The organism is Luteimonas changyuni, assembly GCF_039548395.1.
In the GTDB taxonomy this organism is placed as follows: Bacteria; Pseudomonadota; Gammaproteobacteria; order Xanthomonadales; family Xanthomonadaceae; genus Luteimonas.
Genome location: NZ_JBCLUZ010000008.1, coordinates 25152 through 41561, shown reverse-complemented (window position 1 = coordinate 41561; position 16410 = coordinate 25152). Strand labels below are relative to the sequence as shown.

Genomic DNA, 16410 nt, shown 5'->3' with positions numbered 1-16410 from the left:
TCCTTGGGTCTTGCCGTGGGGAGACCGCGCTCCGCACGGTCGTCCCGGGATTCTAACAGCGGTGGATATCGCTCCCGGTCATCGCGTCGCCTATCCTGAGTCGATGCACGTCCATCCAACGCACGCGGCCACGCCGCCACGGAATCCTTCCGCATGAGTGCCGGGCGGGGGCGGGCGCTGCTGTTCGGCGGCAGCGGGCAGGTGGGTGCCGCGGTGCTCGCGCGCCTGTTGCACGCGGGATGGGAAGTGGATGCGCTTTCGCGCAACGAACGCGCGCCGGCGCCGGAACTGCGGTGGTTGCGGGGCGGTTTCGATGCCATGCCTTCGCTGGCGGCGGATTACGACGCGGTCCTGAGCTGCGGTCCGCTGGACCGGTTCGCGCAGTGGTACACATCGGCCAAACTTGCATCGCCGCGCGTGGTCGCGTTCGGCTCGACCAGCCTTGCGGTCAAGCGCGCATCGGTCGATGCCGCCGAGCGTGACCTCGCGGCGCGCCTTGCCGCGGCCGAGGATGCGCTGTTCGCGGCGACGTTGGCACGCGGGGGCGATGCCATCGTGCTGCGCCCGACCCTGGTCTATGGCGCCGGCCGCGACCAGACCCTGAGCCGCATCGCCACGATGGCCAGGCGACGCGGATTGTTCGTGCTGCCGCGCGGGGCGACGGGCCTGCGCCAGCCGGTGCACGTCGACGACCTCGCCGCCACGGCGATGGCCGCGCTGGATCAGAGCGGCGTGGGCGGACGTGGCTATGACCTCCCCGGTGGCGAAACCCTGGCCTATCGCGAGATGGTGGCGCGCGTGCTGGCCGCGCTGCGGCCGCCGGCGCGGCTGCTGGAGCTGCCGGCGCCGCTGTTTGCGACGTTGGCCGCCGCGCTGCGCGCGAGCGGGCGGCTGCAGGGTTTCGGCGCGCAGGCACAGGCGCGCCTGCGCGAAGACCTGGTGTTCGACATCGCGCCGGCCACTGCCGCGCTGGGCCACGCGCCGCGGCCGTTTCGGCCCGATGCAACGATGTTCGATCCGGACTGATCCAGCCGGGTCGCGTTCAGATCTCGCGCGCCGGCGGCAGCGGCCGGGACTTGGCCAGCGCGCGCAGCGCGATCGCCACCACGCCACCCAGCACCAGGGCGCCGCCGATCCACAGCTGCGGCCCCGGGCTGTCGCCCCAGACGAAGATGCCCAGCAGCACCGCCAGGAGCGGCGTCAGCATCAGCCACGGCGTGAGCTGCGCCACGGGATGTCGCTGCAGCAGCAGGAAGTAGACGCCGTGGCCGAGCAGCGACGCCACCAGCGCCGAGTACGACACGCCGATCCACGCCCGCGGGCTGACCGTAGCCAGCGCCGCGATCCCGCCCGGTTCGAACACAAGGCTGAGCGCCATGAGCGGCAGCACCGCGATCAGCGCACTCCAGCCCTGCTGGGTGACCATGCCGATGCCGCCCAGGCGGCGCATCAGCACCGTGCCCAGCGCCAGGAAACCGGCCGAGACCAGCATCGCCGCGATCGCCGCCGGCTTCTCGATGATCGAGGGGTCGAAGCCGATCACCAGCACGCCGATGAAGCTGACCGCGATCGCGGTGCCGGTGCGCCAGGCGAAGCGCTCGCCCAGCACCACCCACGCCAGCAGCGCCGACATCGGCACGTAGCTCTGCATCACGATCGCCACCGCGGACAGCTCGCCGGCCAAGCGCAGCGCCCAGAAGCTGAGCCCGAAGTGGAGCACGTTCATGCACAGCGCCACCGCGAGGAAGCGCGGCCACTGCGCGCGCCGCACGGGTTTCAGGAACGGCAGCAGCACCAGGGCCACGATCGCCATCCGCAGCGCCGTGTACAGGAAGGCCGGCATCTCAAGCAGTGCGTAGGCCGAGAACAGGAAATTGCCTGCCCAGGCGACGCAGATGGTGAGGATCAGCAAGAGGTCACGTGGAGACATCGGCCATTGTCGCCCGTGCCGCTCCGCTGTGCCCGCCGACCCGGGCGATGGCCTTGGCACGCAGCGTTGCGCACCGCGATGTGGGAGCCGCCATGGCGGCGATGCTTCTTCCTACCAGCGCCAGCCGATGCGGCGATAGATCTTGGACAGCACCCACGCCGGCCCGATCAGGAGATAGACCAGGTCGGTGAGAAAGCTCGGTTTGCGGCCCTCGATGCGGTGGCCGACGAACTGCGCGATCCAGGCCACCACGAACACCGCGATCGCGAGCGCGAGCAGCCCGCGGGTCCCGAGCGCCCCGTGCAGCCACCAGGTGAGCGACGCCATCGCCAGCAGCACAAGCGCCATGCCGACGCCCAGCCGCCGCGAGCTGCGCTGGTAGAACAGCCAGGCCGCGAACATCGGCAGCGCCGCCCAGATCCCCGGCTTGAACAGGGTGCCCGGCGCCGGGATGCACCACAGCAGCGCGATCACGCTCCACAGGATCGCCGGCACGGCGAAGTAATGGATGGCCTGGTTGGTGTCGTTGCGGTGGTCGCCGGAGTAGTTGGCGAACCAGCGGTCGATCGGACGGTCTGCTTGGCTGCTGCCTGCCATGGTGGAACCCCCTGGATGCCTGGTGTGCCGAGAATAGGGCAATCAGGAGCGGTCGTCCGCAGCCATCGCCCGGGGCAGGTGCAGGCGGGCGCGCACTTCGGCGGCCACGCGCAGGGTCTCGCGCAGGGGCCGGGCGTCGAATGGCGTTGCCATGGCCTCGAGCGGACGCACCCGGCCGCGCGCCAGCAGTTCGTCCACGAAGCGCCGGGGGCGGCCGCGGATGGCCTCGGGTCGGTGCACGAACACCGGCGCCGCCGTGGCGCAGGCTTCGGACAGCATGTTCACCGAGTCCGCGCTGCAGGCGATGCGGTCGGCCCAGGCAAGCATGCCGGCATAGGGATTGGCGCCGTCCGCGACGTCGACCCAGGCCACGGTCGGCACCCGCTGCGGGCGGGCGCGCAATGCGCTGCAGACCTGCGGCGGCGTGCGCCGGGAAGCGGTGACCAGCAGGCTGCCGCCGGCGCGCTCGGCCATGGCTTCGGCCGCGTCCATCAGGGTTTCGAAATCGTTGAGGTCGAAGCCGGCGTGTGCGCTGGGTCCGCCGACCAGCACCGCGATCCGCGGCGAGGGCAGGGCGGCGAACGTGGCGAAGGCCTCGCGGCCGCGTGCCAGCCAGGCATCGTCCACGGCGTGCAGGCTGCCGAGCAGCGTCACGACGTTGTCGCCGCGCAGTCCGTCGTGCAGCGGCGCGACCACCACGTCCCAGAGCCGGGGTGGCAGGCGGGGATCGAGGATCTGGACCACGCGCGTGCCGCGTGCACGGAGGATGCGCGTGGCCAGCGCGGCCTGGCGACCGCAGCCCACGGCCAGTGCGGGCGCTGCCGCGAGGACCTGCGCGAAATCCGCTCCGAAGGCGCGCGCATCGCCCGGCAGTCGCCGCGGCGCCAGCCAGCGCCACGGCGCACGCGGGTCGAGCACCAGCTCGCGCGGTACGGGTGACGGCACGGGTGCGTGACCCGTTGCTGGCGTGGACATCGATGCGGTCGCCGACATCGACGCGCTTGAAGACGCAAGCGCCGCGGCCAGGGCCTGCGCCTGGCGCGCATTCCCCGCGCGTCCGTCGCTCAGCGCGACCACGCTTTCCGGGTCGCCGTCGATCGCGGTCATGACCATGCGTTGCAGCCGTGGGACGGTGGAGTCATCGCCGAAACTCTACACTGCGGCCTTCGCCTGCCGACCACGAGGGATCCCGATGTCCGATGTGCTGCCCGATGCCACGCTTGCCCGCCTGTTCCGCGAGGCCCGCTCCCACAACGCCATCGGCGGCGAGGTCGACGACGCCACCCTGCGCGCGCTGTACGACCTGCTGAAGTTCGGCCCCACCGAGGCCAACTCCTGCCCGGCGCGCTTCGTGTTCGTGCGCTCGCCCGAAGCCAAGGCGAAGCTGGCGCCGGCGCTCAGCGACGGCAACCGCGACAAGACCCTGGCGGCGCCGGTGACGGTGATCGTCGGCCACGACATGGCCTTCTACGACAAGCTGCCGGTGCTGTTCCCGCATACCGATGCGCGCTCCTGGTTCGCCGGTTCCGACGAGGCGCGGCTGGAGCGTGTCGGCCTGCGCGGATCGAGCATGCAGGGCGCCTACCTGATCATGGCCGCGCGCGCGCTCGGCCTGGACTGCGGGCCGATGAGCGGCTTCGACAACGGCATGGTCGACGAGGCCTTCTTCAAGGGGACCGCGATCCGCTCCAACATCCTGGTCAACCTGGGCCACGGCGACCCGGCGCAGCTTTTCCCGCGCTCGCCGCGGCTGCCCTTCGACGAGGCCGCGCGCATCGAATGAGCGCGGCAGGCAGCCACGCTGCGGCAGTACCGCGCCCGCGCCCGCGCCCGGCCGCGGCACGGGCGCACACCCGGCGCGATGGCATCGTGGCGACCGAAGCGTTCTCCCGCGGCGACGTGATCGCCCGCGAGTGGATGGGCTGGGGTGCGCTGCGCGTGCTGTCGCGACAGGACTGGGCACCCGGCACCACCCGCGACGATGGCCGCGTGGCCAATATGGAGCGGCTGCTGCTGGTGCTCGAGGGCGCGCTCGAGGTCGACTGTGGTGCTCTCGGCCAGCATCGCCTGGAGGCCAGCGACCTGCTGTGGATCAGCATCGGGCACGGCCTGCCGTCGCTGATGTCCAACGGATCGGCCACGGCGCCCCTGCGCCTGGTCGAATGCTGGCTGCTGCCTGATCGCGTCAACGCCACTCCGGCGGTCGCCTGTCGCCGTGTGGGGCATGGCGATATCGGTTTCGATGCCGACGGCGCCTGGGTCACGCTGGCGGCCGGTGACCGCGGCGGCGGCAACGACGGCGATAGCGGCAACCATGCCGGCAATGCCGGCGGCGGCAATGGCGCCCACATCGACGACGGTTCACTGCCACTGCGGCAGCGGGCGCGACTGATGGCGGTGCGAATTGCCGCGGGCGCAGCGATCGATGTGCCTGTCTGCCCCGGCGGCAGGTGTTGGCTTGAAGTGCTCGACGGCGGCGTGGCGGTCTCCGGCCACGGCAACAACGACGATGACGGCGGCGACCGCGACCGCGACCGCGACCGCGGCAGCGGCAGCGGCAGCGGCCGTGACGACGACGACGACGGCCCGCGGCTTGCCTCCGGCGACGGCATCGCCTGGACCGCCGGCAGCAGCGGTGCACCGTCCATCCTGACCGCCACCGCAGCGGGCACGGCCTGGCTGCTGCTGTTCGTGCTGCCCGCCTGATCCGGGCCACGCGGGCGCCGGCGCGCTAAACTGTGCGGGTCCCCCCAGCCCCGGTCACGTCACGATGTCCACCGCCACGTCGCAGCCCGTCCAGGCCAACGCCGAAAAGCAGTACGAGGTGCGTCGCGCCGACCTGCCGCTGAGCTGCCCGCTGCCGTCCATGGCGCTGTGGAACTCGCACCCGCGCGTGTACCTGCCGATCGAGGACGAAGGCGGACAGTCCGACTGCCCCTACTGCGGCGCCCACTTCGTCCTGGTCGACTGAGCCCGGCGCGCGGCGCCGCCGGCGCATGCCCCGGCCGCTGACCGTCCTGCAGCTGCTTCCGGCCCTGGAGTCGGGGGGCGTCGAGCGCTCCACCCTTGAAGTGTCGGCCGCCCTGGTGGCCGCCGGCCATCGCGCGCTGGTGGCATCCGCCGGGGGCCGGATGCTGCCGGCGCTGCTCGAGTCCGGAGCGGAGCACGTGGCGCTTGATATCGGCCGCAAGTCGCTTGCCACCCTGCGCCTGGTGCGTCCGCTGCGCCAGCTGATGGCCGAACAGGGCGTGGATATCGTGCACGCGCGTTCGCGGCTGCCGGCCTGGATCGGCTGGCGCGCGCTGCAAGGCCTGCCCGCAGGGTCGCGGCCGCGTCTTGTCACCACGGTCCACGGCCTCAATTCGCCTTCGCGCTACAGCCAGGTGATGGCCCGCGGCGAACGCGTCATCTGCGTATCAGCCACCGTGCGCGAACACCTGCTGCGGCACTACCCGGGGACCGATCCCGGCCGGCTGCGCGTCATCCCGCGCGGCATCGATCCGGCGGCCTTCCCGCGCGCACCGCTGCCGGACGGGGCGGCGCGGGCGGTGGCGGCCGCGGAGCACCCGCAGCTCGATGGCAACGGTCCGCTGCTGCTGATGCCGGGTCGCGGCACCCGGCTCAAGGGCCACGCGGACGCGCTCGACCTGCTTGCCGGCCTGCGCGCCGGTGGCCTGGACGCCAGGCTGTGGATGCCCGGCGCCCGCGACCCCGCGCGCGCGGCCTACGTCGCCGAGCTTGAAGCGCGCGCGCAGGCCCTTGGCGTCGCCGATGCCATGGCGATCACGCCGCCGACCGCGGCGATCGCCGAAGCCTATGCCGCCTGCGACCTGGTGCTGCAGCTTTCGCGCAAGCCCGAAGCCTTCGGCCGCACCGTGATCGAAGCCCTTTCCGTGGGCCGGCCCGTGCTTGGCTGGGACCACGGCGGCGTCGGTGAACTGCTGCGCGAGCTGCAGCCGGCTGGCGCGGTAGCGGCCTTCGACAACGCCGCACTGGGCGAGCGCGCACGGCGGATGCTTGCGCGCGACGCGCGGCTACCAGCTACGATTCCACCGGCTCCAGCCATGTATTCACTCCGGTCCATGCAGGACGCCACGCTCTCGGTCTATGACGAACTCCGCTGACACCACGCCCGCAACGCCGCACGCGACCGCCGCCGGGTGGCGCTGGGCGCCGCACTGGGTGCTGGTCTTCGTCGCGCTGTGGCCCGCGCCCGGTTATGCCGAAGCCATCGTGGCCCTCGGGGCGCTGGCGGTCATCATCAAGCTCGCGGCAACGCGCTTCCGCGGCGGCGCGACGCTGCTCAGCGGCCCGGCCTGGGCCCTGACCAGCGTGCTGTTCTTCGCCTACTGGCTGCCCGAACTGCTGTCGGCGGTGGGCTCGGTCGACCCGGCGCGCGCGCTGCGCGAGGCGGCGGTCGACCTGCGCTACCTGCCTTTCCTGTGGCTGGTGGCGATCGCGGTTGCCGACGACCGCGGCAGGCGGCTGACGTTCGGCGGCCTGGCGGTGATCGTGGCGGTGTGGGCCGCAGACGCGCTGGTGGAAGTGGCGTTCGATACCAGCCCGCTGTTCTGGGGCATCGACGCCGCCAAGCAGCTGATCAGCGGCCGCCCGATGTGCGGCCTGGACGAACTTGCACGCGCCGACCGCCTGGGCGGCGTGCTGGGTCCATGCAACCTCAAGCTCGGCCTGGTGCTGGCGAGCCTGTCGCCGTTCCTGCTGTACGCCGCCGGGCGCCGCTGGAAGACCGCGGGCTGGGTGCTTGCGGCCGCGGCGGTGGGCATCGTCATCGTATTCGCAGGCTCGCGCGCCTCGTGGCTGACCTACGGTCTGGTCCTGTTGCTCTCGGGCTGGCGCCTGCTGGGCTGGAAGCGGCTGCTGCTGGTGTTCGCCGCCGGGGCGGCGGTGACGGTGGCCGTGGGCCTGGCGTCGCCGGAGGTGCGCCTGCGCCTGGAGCGGACCTCGCACGCCTTCCAGGCCGGCGAGAATGGTGTCGATACCGCGCTCTCCGGCCGGACCCGGATCTGGGGCGCTGCGCTGTGCATGGTGCGGGAGCATCCGTTCAACGGCGTTGGTGCCCGCGGCTTCCGCGAGGCGTTCCCGGCCTGCGATGCCGAAGCCGGGACGATGGCCGCCTGGGGCGACGGACCGGCCCTGCACGCGCACCAGATCGTGCTCGAAGTGCTCAGCGAAACCGGCATCATCGGACTGCTGCTGTGGCTGTCGGGCGTGGCGCTGGCGGTGCGCGCCTGGCGCTTCGCGAGTGCCGCGGCGCGCGAACGCGCACGGCCGGCGATGCTGGCGCTGCTGGTCACGGTGTTCCCGCTCAACACCCACCTGGCGTTCTATTCGACCTTCTGGGGCGCCCTGACCCTGATGCTGGCGGCGCTGTATGCCGGCAGCCTGCTGGCTCGCGCCAACACCAGCGCGACGGCCCCGGGCGCGACATCCCCGGCTCCAGCCGCGGCAGTCCCGCCTCAGTAGGCCGAGCCGCCGTCGGGCTGGCGCTTGAAGCGGCGGTGGATCCAGAGGTACTGCGCCTGCGCCGCGCGCGCCATGGTTTCGATCGCGGCCATGACCTCGGCCGTGTCCGCGGTGGCATCGCGCGAGGGGTAGCCCTCGCTGGCCGGAAACAGGCGCAGGGTATAGCCACCGTCGTCGCGCCGCGCATGCTGGTAGAACAGCACCGCCGCGCCGGACATGCGCGCCAGCTGGTGGGTCGAGGTCAGGCTGTGCGCCGGCTGGCCGAAGAAAGGTACGTACACGCTGTCGCCGCGGCTCGGATCCTGGTCGGGCGCGTACCAGAGCAGGCCGCCGCGCTTGAGGTGGCGCACGGTGCCGCGCAGGTCCTGCTTCGGGAACATCGCCGCCGCGTAGCGCAGGCGGCCGCGGCGCACGGCCCATTCCATCGCCGGCTGCGCATGCGGGCGATACATGCCGGCCAGCGGCACGTAGTCACACATCAGCCGGCCGCAGACCTCCAGCGTGGTGAAGTGGCCGCTGACCACGATCACCCCGCGACCGCCTGCGCGCGCCGCCTCCATGTGTTCCAGGCCCTCGACCACGAGCCCGCGGCGCAGCGGCTCCACCGAGCCCCACCAGGCACGGGCGAATTCGAACAGGCCGATGCCGATGGCGGCGAAGTGCCGGCGCAGCAGCGCCTCGCGCGCGGCGGCGTCGAGCTCCGGGAAGCACAGTTCGAGGTTGCGCGCGGCCACGCGGCGGCGTGCGGGCAGCGCGCGCCGCAGCAGGCCGCCAACGGCGCGGCCAAGCGCGCGCTGCAGCGGCCACGGCAGGCGCGCCAGCAGCGCCATCGCGCCGATGCCCATCCATGTCGGCCAGTGGCGGGGTCCCAGCGGTGGTTTGTCCCGGTGCGTGGCCATGCGTTGATTCTAAGGGCTTCGCCGCGGCATGCGCCCGCGCACGCTGCGGCTTCGCTATCCTTGGCGCATGGAGGCCGCCCCCCGTGATCGCGCTGTCGAACGCCTGCTGCGCGGCCTGTATTCGGCCGCGCTGTACCTGCTCGTGCCGGTCACGGTCTACCACCTGATCTGGCGCGGTTTCCGCCAGCCCGAATACCTGGAGCGCTGGGGCGAGCGCTACGCCGCCTACCGCACGCCGCCGCTGGACGGCTGCGTGTGGGTGCACGCGGTCTCGGTGGGCGAGGTCACGGCCGCCGCGCCGCTGGTCAACGCCCTGCTGGAGCGGCGTCCCGACCTGCGCCTGCTGGTCACCACCATCACCCCGACCGGCTCGGCGCGCGTGCACGCGCTGTGGGGCGATCGCGTCGAGCACGTCTACCTGCCCTACGATCTATCCGGCGCGGTGCGCCGCTTCCTCGGCCATTTCCGCCCGCGGCTGGCGCTGGTGCTGGAAACCGAACTCTGGCCGAACCTGCTGTTCTGCTGCCGCGACCACGGTGTCCCTGCCTATCTCGTCAACGCGCGCCTGTCCGAACGCTCGCTGCGCGGCTACCGCGCCCTGCGTCCACTGATCGGTCGCGCCCTGCGCACGCTGGCCTGCGTGGCAGCGCAGTCGGAGGCTGACGCCGCGCGCTTCGTGCGCCTGGGCGCGGAGCCGGACGCGGTATCGGTGCTCGGCAACCTCAAGTTCGACGTCAAGGTCGACGGTGCCGCGCGCCGGATCGCGGCCGCGTTCGTCGAGCAAAGCGGTGAGCGCATGGCCTGGATCGCCGCCAGCACGCATCCCGAGGAAGAGGCCGCGGTGATCGCCATCCACCGCCGGCTGCGCGAACGCTGGCCGGACCTGATGCTGCTGTGGGCGCCGCGCCATCCGGAGCGCTTCCGCCCGGTGGCCCAGGCCTGCGTCGAGGCCGGCTGGCGGGTGGCCACGCGCAAGCTCACGCAATGGCCCGACCGCGACGACGATGTCTTCGTGATCGATACCCTGGGCGAGCTGGTGAATTTCTACGCCTGCGCGAAGGTGGCCTTCGTCGGCGGCAGCCTGCAGCCGGTGGGTGGACACAACCTCTTGGAGCCCGCGGCGCTGGGCGTGGCCGTGGTCACCGGGCCGCACCTGCACAACTTCGCCGACATCGCCCGGCAGATGGATGATGCCGGCGCCGTGCGCATCGGCGCGGACGCCGAGGCGGTGGGCGCCGCGGTGGAAGCGCTCCTGGGCGATGAAGGCGCGCGCGCGTCCATGGCCGAGCAGGGCCTGCGCCTGGTGATGGAAGGCCGCGGCGCGCTGGCGCGGACGATCGCGATGGTCACGCCGGAGCTGCCCCCGGCGTGACCCATAGCTGTGTTGCTCAGCCCTCGGCGCCGGTGTCCGGGGTTGCCGCGTCGACCGTGAGCAGGCGGTTGATGTCCTGCACGTTGGCGATGTCCAGGGTGCCCGCGGCCTGGGCCAGGAGCAGCCGGTTCTGCAGGTAGTTGTAGCGCGCCAGCGCGTACTGTTGCTCGGCGTTGAACAGGTTCTGCTGGTTGATCAGCACGTCGACCACGGTGCGGGTGCCCACTTCCAGGCCAACCTGGGACGCCTCGTACGCGCTGCGCGCCGAGATCAGCGCCTGGCGGCGGGCCTCGATCTCGCTGACGCCGGCGACCACCGTCTGGTATGCGTTGCGGGTGTTGCGGTCGAGCGCGCGGCGGGCCTGTTCCAGCTGCTGCTCGGAGATGTCGCGGCGCGACAGCGCCTGGCGGACCTGGGACTGGGTGGCGCCGCCGCTGAAGATCGGCACGCTCAGGGTCAGGCCGATGCTGTGTCCTTCGCCAGTGGACGTGCCGGCGCCGCCACCGGTGCCGAGATCGCCCCAGGCCGCGCCGTTGTCATAGCCGGCGCCAAGGGTGAGCCGCGGCAGGTGGCCGGAACGGGCCGTGTTGACGCTGTGTTCGGCGGCGCTGACGTTGTACTCGGCGGCGCGCAGCGAGGGGTTGTTCTCCAGGGCGCTTGCGAGCCAGCGGCCCAGCCCGTTGCCTTCCGGCGCTTCGGGCTGGAAGTCCTCCGGCAGCGCGCGCAGGGTGCGCACCGGGCGGCCGGTGATCTCCGCCAGGGCCTGGTAGGCGTCTTCGAGGGCATTGCGCGCGAGGATGGTGTTGGCGCGCGCGGCGTCGTACTGGGCGCGCGCCTCGTGCACGTCGGTGATCGGTGCCAGCCCGACCTCAAGGCGCTTGTCGGCGAAGTCGAACTGCTTCTGCAGCGCTTCTTCCGCGGCCTCGGCGGCGGCCAGGGTCTCGATCGCCACCAGCACGTTGAAATAGCTGGCCGAGGTGCGGGTGATCAGCTCGTCGTTGGCGGCCTCGAGGTCAAGCCCGGCTGCGGCGTCGAGGTCGCGCTGCGCGCGCAGGTTGGAGATCGCACCCAGGTCGAACACCGTCTGGCTGAGGTCCACGCCCACGCTGCGGCGGCGCGCGTCGCCGTCGACGCCGGCGGCGTAGCTGCGGTTGATCGATGCGCTGCCGTTGATCTGCGGCAGCAGGCTGGCGCGGGCTTGGACGCGGCCCTCGCGGCTGATGTCGCGGTTGGCTTCGGAGATCGCCAGCTGCGGATCGCTGCCGCGCGCCAGCTCGTAGGTCTGCAGCAGGTCTTCGGCCGATGCCGCGGCCGGCAGCAGGGCGAGAAGGAGCGCAAGGGCGAGGGGGCGACGGATCATCAGGGGAGGTCCTTGGTCGGGGCCGGCGGTCAGCCGGTGGTCAGAACGCGAATGCAGGCGCCGGCACGGCGCCGGCGAGATAGGCGATTTCGGTTTCGAACAACGATTCAATGCGCTTGCCGTTGACGTCGGCGTGCACGAGCACGGCCTCCATGGCCGGCGCGTGGCCGCGCACGATGAACATGCGGCCGCCGGGGCGCAGCCAGCCGATGAAGCGCTCCGGCACGATGTCGGCCGCGGCGCTGACGCAGATCGCGTCGAACTGGCGGCCCGGCTCCCAGGCGAATGCATCGGCATGGACCACAGAGACGTTGCTTGCGCCCTGCGCCAGCAGCGCGGCCTGCGCGCCCAGGGCGAGATCGGCGTGGCGTTCGATCGTGGTCACCGCGCGTGCAAGGCGGCCAATGCAGGCGGCCATGAAACCGCTGCCGGTGCCGATCTCGAGCACGTCTTCGGAGCCTTCCAGCGCCAGCGCCTGCAGCGCGCGGCCTTCGACCACCGGCTTCATCATCGATTCGCCGTGGGCCAGGGGCAGGGCGATATCGGCATAGGCCAGTGCACGATGCGCGGCCGGCACGAACGCGTCGCGCGGCAGGCGCAGCAGGACGTCGAGCACGCGGGGTTCAAGCACGTCCCACGGGCGGATCTGCTGCTCGACCATGGCTTCACGTGCTTTGGCGAAATCGAGGGTCATGATGTCGGGGCCTGGCGGGTCTGGGTGACCGGCCATTTTACGGTGTATTGGCGGGGGGTGCCGACAGCATCGCCGCGACCGGGTGCCGTGCCTGAGTGCCGGAAGTCACCGGGCCGCCCGGCGGGGCGCTCACGGCCCCGGGCGGCGGGCGTAGGCGCGCAGGAACAGTTCCACCGTCGCCTCCAGGTGCGCATCGACGTCGAAACCGGGCATGTCGCCGCAGCCCATCATCAGCCGGGGATGGAGTTCGCCCCTGAGCAGGGCGAAGAACTGGCTCGCCGCGCGCCCGGTGTCGGCCACGTCCAGTTCGCCGGTGGCCGTGCGGCGCGCCAGCAGCGCCGCGAACCCGGCCTGCAGGTGGCCGGCGCCGGCGTCCCAGAACATGCGCGCCAGCCTGGGATCCACCCGCGCGGGCCTGCAGACCAGGCGGAAGCCCGCGAGCGCTTCGGGCGAGGTCATCAGCGCGTGCACCGCGCGCGCGATGCCGACCAGGCGCGGCCGCAGCGGCGTGCCCGGCGATGGCGTGAACAGGGACGGCGGCACCTGCTGCTCGCAGTAGTACTCGACCGCAGCGGCGAACAGCGTGTCCTTGTCGCCGAAGTGGCTGTACACGGTGAGCTTGGAGACCCCGGCCAGGGCCGCGATCTGGTCCATGCTCACGCCCTCGAAGCCATGCTCGAGGAACATGCGCTGGGCCGCATCGAGGATCGCCGCGCCCTTGGCAAGGTCCTTGGGGCGGCCCGGTGCGGGGCGCGGGGCCACCGGCTGGTCGCTGGGCGTGGACATCGGTAAATACTAGACCGTGGAGTTCTGTAACCATAGCACTCGCCACTCCAAGCCCCGGCGCGCGGCCAGGATTCGATCGCCGCGGGCCGCGGCGGTACCGCGGCTAGCGGGGATGTGGGTGGGAACGGGATTGCGGATCGGCGTGGAGGCGGGGACCGGCGTGGGCAAGCAGTTCCGCGCGCGGCCCTGCCACCGGCGAAACATGCGCCAGCGCCGCCACGCCGGCGGTGGCGAAACCGGCCACCATCGCGGCCGCCGCGGCCTCCGCCCGCGCCCGCGATGCGAACCACGCGAAGCACGAGGGCCCACCGCCGGAGATGCTGGCGCCCAGCGCGCCACGTTCGAGCGCGGCCTGCTTCACCGCGGCGAAGCCCGGGATCAGCGGCGCGCGCCGCGGCTCCACCAGCACGTCGCGCAGGCCGTCGCCGATCAGCGCGGCGTCGGCGCGGGCCAGCCCGGTGAGGAACAGGGCCAGGTGCGTGGCGTGTTCGACCACCAGGGGCAGTGGACAGGGCTCGGCCAGGACCGCGCGCGCGTGGCGTGTTTCAAGCACCAGCTCCGGCTGCACGACCACGCAGTGCAGCCATTCCGGCACCTCCAGGCGCAGCAGCCGCGTGGGCGTGGCCAGCGCCACGCCACCGACCAGCATCGGGCCGACATTGTCGCCCTGCCGGCTGTGGGTCGAGGCCCACTCGCCTTCCAGCGCATAGGGGTAGAGCGCTTCGCGGGACAGCGGTTGCGCCAGCAGCGCGTTGGCCGCGACCAGGGCGGCCACGCAGGATGCCGCCGAGCCGCCGAGCCCCGAGCCCATCGGGATGCCCTTGTCGAGTTCGATCGCAAAGCCGTGGCCGAGTCCAAGCCCTTCGCGCAGCGTGATCAGCGCGCGCCCGGCGGTATTGGCCGCGGCGTCCAGGGGAATGCGCTCGATGCCACGCACCGGTCCGCGCACCGCGTCCACGCGCACCACCGGCTCTTCGATGACGCGAACCGTGGCGACGTCGCGCGGCCCGTCGATGACGTGCCCGAGCAGGTCGAAGCCGACGCCGATGTTGCCGACGCTTGCGGGTGCGAAAGCGCGGGCCTGGCGATGGTCTGGGGTCATGTCCGGATTGTCCCATCCCGCGGCCTGCGGTTCACGACGCCGCGCTGCGCTGAGCGCAGGCGCTGGCCTTTCCCCGGCCTGCATGCTCCAATTCCGGCCGAAGCGGGGGTACCACGGCCGGCACGGCGTGGTTGAGACAGACCCTTCGAACCTGATGCGGTTGATACCGCCGTAGGGAAGCTTCGCGACAGCGCCACCGGTCCCGGTGGGGCTGCTGCGCCTTCGCTTCGTCCAGCACGCGGGAGCCTCCCGCGGCACCCACAGGACGATGCCAATGAACGCAGTGCCTTCGCCCCTGCAGCAGCAGGCGCAACAGCTTTCCGAATCCGTCACCCGCCCGATTCCCGGGTCCCGCAAGATCTTCGTCGAAGGATCGCGCGCCGACCTGCGGGTGGCCATGCGCGAAATCGTGCAGACGCCGACCCCGACCCTGTTCGGCGGCGAGGACAATCCTTCGATCCCGGTCTACGACACCTCGGGGCCGTATACCGATCCGGATGCCGACATCGACCTCTCCGCGGGCTTGCCCGCGAAGCGCGCCGGCTGGATTGCCGAGCGCGGTGACACCGAGTGCCTGGATGTCCTGGGCTCCGCCTTCGGCCGCGGACGCGAGGCCGACACGCGCCTGGACGCGGTGCGGTTCCCGTCGCGCGCGCGGCCGCTGCGTGCCACGGCCGGCGCCAACGTCACCCAGATGCACTACGCCCGCCGCGGCATCATCACGCCGGAGATGGAGTACGTCGCCATTCGCGAAAACCAGCGGCTGGACTCCCTGCCGGGGCAGCCACAGCACCCGGGGCAATCGTTCGGGGCGTCGATCCCGGCGCGGATCACGCCGGAGTTCGTGCGCGACGAAATCGCCCGCGGCCGCGCGATCCTGCCCTGCAACATCAACCATCCCGAAAGCGAGCCGATGATCATCGGCCGCAACTTCCTCACCAAGATCAACGCCAACATCGGCAACAGCGCGGTGTCGTCGGGCATCGCGGAAGAGGTCGAGAAGCTGGTCTGGGCGATCCGCTGGGGCGCGGACAACGTGATGGACCTCAGCACCGGCAAGCACATCCACGAAACCCGCGAATGGATCATCCGCAACTCGCCGGTGCCGATCGGCACGGTGCCGATCTACCAGGCGCTGGAAAAGGTCGACGGTCGTGCCGAAGAGCTCAGCTGGGAGATCTTTCGCGACACCCTGGTCGAACAGGCCGAGCAGGGCGTGGACTACTTCACCATCCACGCCGGCGTGCTGCTGCGCCACGTGCCGCTGACCGCGAAGCGCGTCACCGGCATCGTCAGCCGCGGCGGCTCGATCATGGCCAAGTGGTGCCTGGCGCACCACCGCGAAAGCTTCCTCTACGAACGCTTCGAAGACATCTGCGACATCATGAAAGCCTACGACGTGGCCTTCTCGCTGGGTGATGGCCTGCGGCCGGGCTGCATCGCCGATGCCAACGACGCCGCCCAGTTCGCCGAGCTCGAGACCCTGGGCGAACTCACGAAGGTCGCCTGGGCGCATGACGTGCAATGCATGGTCGAAGGTCCCGGGCATGTGCCGATGCAGCTGATCAAGGAGAACATGGAAAAGCAGCTGGCCGAGTGTGGCGAAGCGCCGTTCTACACGCTTGGCCCGCTGACCACCGACATCGCGCCCGGCTACGACCACATCACCAGCGCGATCGGCGCGGCGATGATCGGCTGGTTCGGCACCGCGATGCTCTGTTACGTCACGCCCAAGGAGCACCTGGGCCTGCCCAACCGGCAGGACGTCCGCGACGGGATCATGGCCTACAGGATCGCGGCCCACGCCGCCGACCTGGCGAAGGGGCATCCCGGGTCCCAGGTGCGCGACAACGCCTTGAGCAAGGCGCGCTTCGAGTTCCGCTGGGAAGACCAGTTCAACCTCGGCCTGGACCCGGAGAAGGCCAGGGAGTTCCACGACGAGACCCTGCCGAAGGACGCGCACAAGCTGGCTCATTTCTGCTCCATGTGCGGCCCGCACTTCTGCTCGATGAAAATCAGCCGGGACGTGCGCGACTACGCCGCCGGCAACGACCTCGATGAAGAGCAGGCCCGGCAGGCGGGCATGGCCGGCAAGGCGGCCGAGTTCAGGGCGGCCGGCGCCGAGGTCTACCGGCGCGACTGAACGGAATCAAACGCGTGCCGCGGCGGGGCCCCTGCAGGGGTCC

Annotated in this window: 16 protein-coding genes and 1 riboswitch; of the genes, 8 read left to right on the top strand and 8 right to left on the bottom strand. The window is 71.6% G+C overall.

The window, feature by feature from the left end:
- The first annotated feature begins 153 nt into the window (after window positions 1–153).
- Window positions 154–1026: an NAD-dependent epimerase/dehydratase family protein gene (locus WCD84_RS05120; protein WP_343280643.1), complete on the top strand. Its 873-nt coding sequence runs from the start codon at window positions 154–156 to the stop codon at window positions 1024–1026.
- Window positions 1027–1042: 16 nt separating this feature from the next.
- Here WCD84_RS05120 and WCD84_RS05115 read toward each other — a convergent pair whose 3' ends face one another.
- The 3 genes from WCD84_RS05115 to WCD84_RS05105 all read right to left on the bottom strand — a co-directional run bounded on the left by WCD84_RS05115 (window position 1043) and on the right by WCD84_RS05105 (window position 3634).
- Window positions 1043–1930: a DMT family transporter gene (locus WCD84_RS05115; protein ID WP_343280642.1), complete on the bottom strand. Its 888-nt coding sequence runs from the start codon at window positions 1928–1930 to the stop codon at window positions 1043–1045.
- A 111-nt stretch (window positions 1931–2041) separates the two neighbouring features.
- On the bottom strand, window positions 2042–2527 hold the full coding sequence (locus tag WCD84_RS05110; protein WP_343280641.1) for an Mpo1 family 2-hydroxy fatty acid dioxygenase: 486 nt from the start codon (window positions 2525–2527) through the stop codon (window positions 2042–2044).
- A gap of 42 nt (window positions 2528–2569) precedes the next feature.
- Window positions 2570–3634 carry a mitochondrial fission ELM1 family protein gene (locus WCD84_RS05105; protein ID WP_343280640.1) on the bottom strand — a complete coding sequence of 355 codons (1065 nt, stop codon included), beginning with the start codon at window positions 3632–3634 and terminating at the stop codon, window positions 2570–2572.
- Window positions 3635–3719: 85 nt separating this feature from the next.
- Between WCD84_RS05105 and WCD84_RS05100 the strand changes: the two genes are divergently transcribed.
- The 5 genes from WCD84_RS05100 (at window position 3720) to WCD84_RS05080 (ending at window position 8011) form a co-directional block, all read left to right on the top strand.
- Complete coding sequence (locus WCD84_RS05100; RefSeq protein ID WP_343280639.1) at window positions 3720–4310, top strand: malonic semialdehyde reductase; 591 nt, start codon at window positions 3720–3722, stop codon at window positions 4308–4310.
- A gap of 86 nt (window positions 4311–4396) precedes the next feature.
- The gene (locus WCD84_RS05095; protein WP_343280638.1) at window positions 4397–5233 is read left to right on the top strand and encodes a pirin family protein; all 837 of its coding nucleotides are present in this window, start codon (window positions 4397–4399) and stop codon (window positions 5231–5233) included.
- A gap of 64 nt (window positions 5234–5297) precedes the next feature.
- Entirely contained in the window at window positions 5298–5498 is a 201-nt protein-coding gene (locus WCD84_RS05090; protein WP_343254762.1) for a zinc-finger domain-containing protein, read from the top strand.
- Window positions 5499–5523: 25 nt separating this feature from the next.
- Complete coding sequence (locus WCD84_RS05085) at window positions 5524–6651, top strand: glycosyltransferase (RefSeq protein WP_343280637.1); 1128 nt, start codon at window positions 5524–5526, stop codon at window positions 6649–6651.
- On the top strand, window positions 6635–8011 hold the full coding sequence (locus tag WCD84_RS05080; protein WP_343280636.1) for an O-antigen ligase family protein: 1377 nt from the start codon (window positions 6635–6637) through the stop codon (window positions 8009–8011). Before WCD84_RS05085 ends, WCD84_RS05080 begins: the two co-directional genes overlap by 17 nt.
- On the opposite strand, the gene lpxL is transcribed toward WCD84_RS05080, so the two are convergent.
- Complete coding sequence (gene lpxL / locus WCD84_RS05075) at window positions 8005–8910, bottom strand: LpxL/LpxP family Kdo(2)-lipid IV(A) lauroyl/palmitoleoyl acyltransferase (protein WP_343280635.1); 906 nt, start codon at window positions 8908–8910, stop codon at window positions 8005–8007. The two genes, WCD84_RS05080 and lpxL, sit on opposite strands and share 7 nt — an antisense overlap.
- A gap of 67 nt (window positions 8911–8977) precedes the next feature.
- Between lpxL and waaA the strand changes: the two genes are divergently transcribed.
- Window positions 8978–10282 (top strand): lipid IV(A) 3-deoxy-D-manno-octulosonic acid transferase, encoded by a 1305-nt coding sequence (gene waaA / locus WCD84_RS05070; RefSeq protein WP_343280634.1) that lies wholly within the window; start codon window positions 8978–8980, stop codon window positions 10280–10282.
- Window positions 10283–10298: 16 nt separating this feature from the next.
- Here the strand turns inward: waaA and WCD84_RS05065 are convergent, their stop codons facing one another.
- The 4 genes from WCD84_RS05065 to WCD84_RS05050 form a co-directional block, all read right to left on the bottom strand.
- The gene (locus WCD84_RS05065) at window positions 10299–11642 is read right to left on the bottom strand and encodes a TolC family outer membrane protein (RefSeq protein WP_343280633.1); all 1344 of its coding nucleotides are present in this window, start codon (window positions 11640–11642) and stop codon (window positions 10299–10301) included.
- 40 nt (window positions 11643–11682) lie between these two features.
- Window positions 11683–12336, bottom strand: a complete 654-nt coding sequence (locus tag WCD84_RS05060) for a protein-L-isoaspartate O-methyltransferase family protein (RefSeq protein ID WP_343254757.1) — start codon at window positions 12334–12336, stop codon at window positions 11683–11685.
- Window positions 12337–12465: 129 nt separating this feature from the next.
- Entirely contained in the window at window positions 12466–13122 is a 657-nt protein-coding gene (locus tag WCD84_RS05055) for a TetR/AcrR family transcriptional regulator (protein ID WP_343280632.1), read from the bottom strand.
- Between the two features lie 103 nt (window positions 13123–13225).
- Window positions 13226–14224, bottom strand: coding sequence for a homoserine kinase (locus WCD84_RS05050; RefSeq protein ID WP_343280631.1), 999 nt, complete (start codon window positions 14222–14224; stop codon window positions 13226–13228).
- Between the two features lie 94 nt (window positions 14225–14318).
- Window positions 14319–14420: riboswitch (TPP riboswitch) on the top strand.
- A gap of 78 nt (window positions 14421–14498) precedes the next feature.
- Between WCD84_RS05050 and thiC the strand changes: the two genes are divergently transcribed.
- Complete coding sequence (gene thiC, locus WCD84_RS05045; protein ID WP_343280630.1) at window positions 14499–16367, top strand: phosphomethylpyrimidine synthase ThiC; 1869 nt, start codon at window positions 14499–14501, stop codon at window positions 16365–16367.
- The last annotated feature ends 43 nt before the right edge of the window (window positions 16368–16410 follow it).

Excerpts from the sequence above, each read along its gene's own strand:
- WCD84_RS05120 (WP_343280643.1), top strand. The coding sequence starts at position 154 with ATGAGTGCCGGGCGGGGGCGGGCGCTGCTGTTCGGCGGCAGCGGGCAG.
- WCD84_RS05105 (WP_343280640.1), bottom strand. The coding sequence starts at position 3,634 with ATGACCGCGATCGACGGCGACCCGGAAAGCGTGGTCGCGCTGAGCGAC.
- thiC (WP_343280630.1), top strand. The coding sequence starts at position 14,499 with ATGAACGCAGTGCCTTCGCCCCTGCAGCAGCAGGCGCAACAGCTTTCC.
- WCD84_RS05090 (WP_343254762.1), top strand. The coding sequence starts at position 5,298 with ATGTCCACCGCCACGTCGCAGCCCGTCCAGGCCAACGCCGAAAAGCAG.
- WCD84_RS05110 (WP_343280641.1), bottom strand. The coding sequence starts at position 2,527 with ATGGCAGGCAGCAGCCAAGCAGACCGTCCGATCGACCGCTGGTTCGCC.
- WCD84_RS05080 (WP_343280636.1), top strand. The coding sequence starts at position 6,635 with ATGACGAACTCCGCTGACACCACGCCCGCAACGCCGCACGCGACCGCC.
- waaA (WP_343280634.1), top strand. The coding sequence starts at position 8,978 with ATGGAGGCCGCCCCCCGTGATCGCGCTGTCGAACGCCTGCTGCGCGGC.
- lpxL (WP_343280635.1), bottom strand. The coding sequence starts at position 8,910 with ATGGCCACGCACCGGGACAAACCACCGCTGGGACCCCGCCACTGGCCG.
- WCD84_RS05100 (WP_343280639.1), top strand. The coding sequence starts at position 3,720 with ATGTCCGATGTGCTGCCCGATGCCACGCTTGCCCGCCTGTTCCGCGAG.
- WCD84_RS05055 (WP_343280632.1), bottom strand. The coding sequence starts at position 13,122 with ATGTCCACGCCCAGCGACCAGCCGGTGGCCCCGCGCCCCGCACCGGGC.
- WCD84_RS05115 (WP_343280642.1), bottom strand. The coding sequence starts at position 1,930 with ATGTCTCCACGTGACCTCTTGCTGATCCTCACCATCTGCGTCGCCTGG.
- WCD84_RS05060 (WP_343254757.1), bottom strand. The coding sequence starts at position 12,336 with ATGACCCTCGATTTCGCCAAAGCACGTGAAGCCATGGTCGAGCAGCAG.
- WCD84_RS05065 (WP_343280633.1), bottom strand. The coding sequence starts at position 11,642 with ATGATCCGTCGCCCCCTCGCCCTTGCGCTCCTTCTCGCCCTGCTGCCG.
- WCD84_RS05050 (WP_343280631.1), bottom strand. The coding sequence starts at position 14,224 with ATGACCCCAGACCATCGCCAGGCCCGCGCTTTCGCACCCGCAAGCGTC.
- WCD84_RS05085 (WP_343280637.1), top strand. The coding sequence starts at position 5,524 with ATGCCCCGGCCGCTGACCGTCCTGCAGCTGCTTCCGGCCCTGGAGTCG.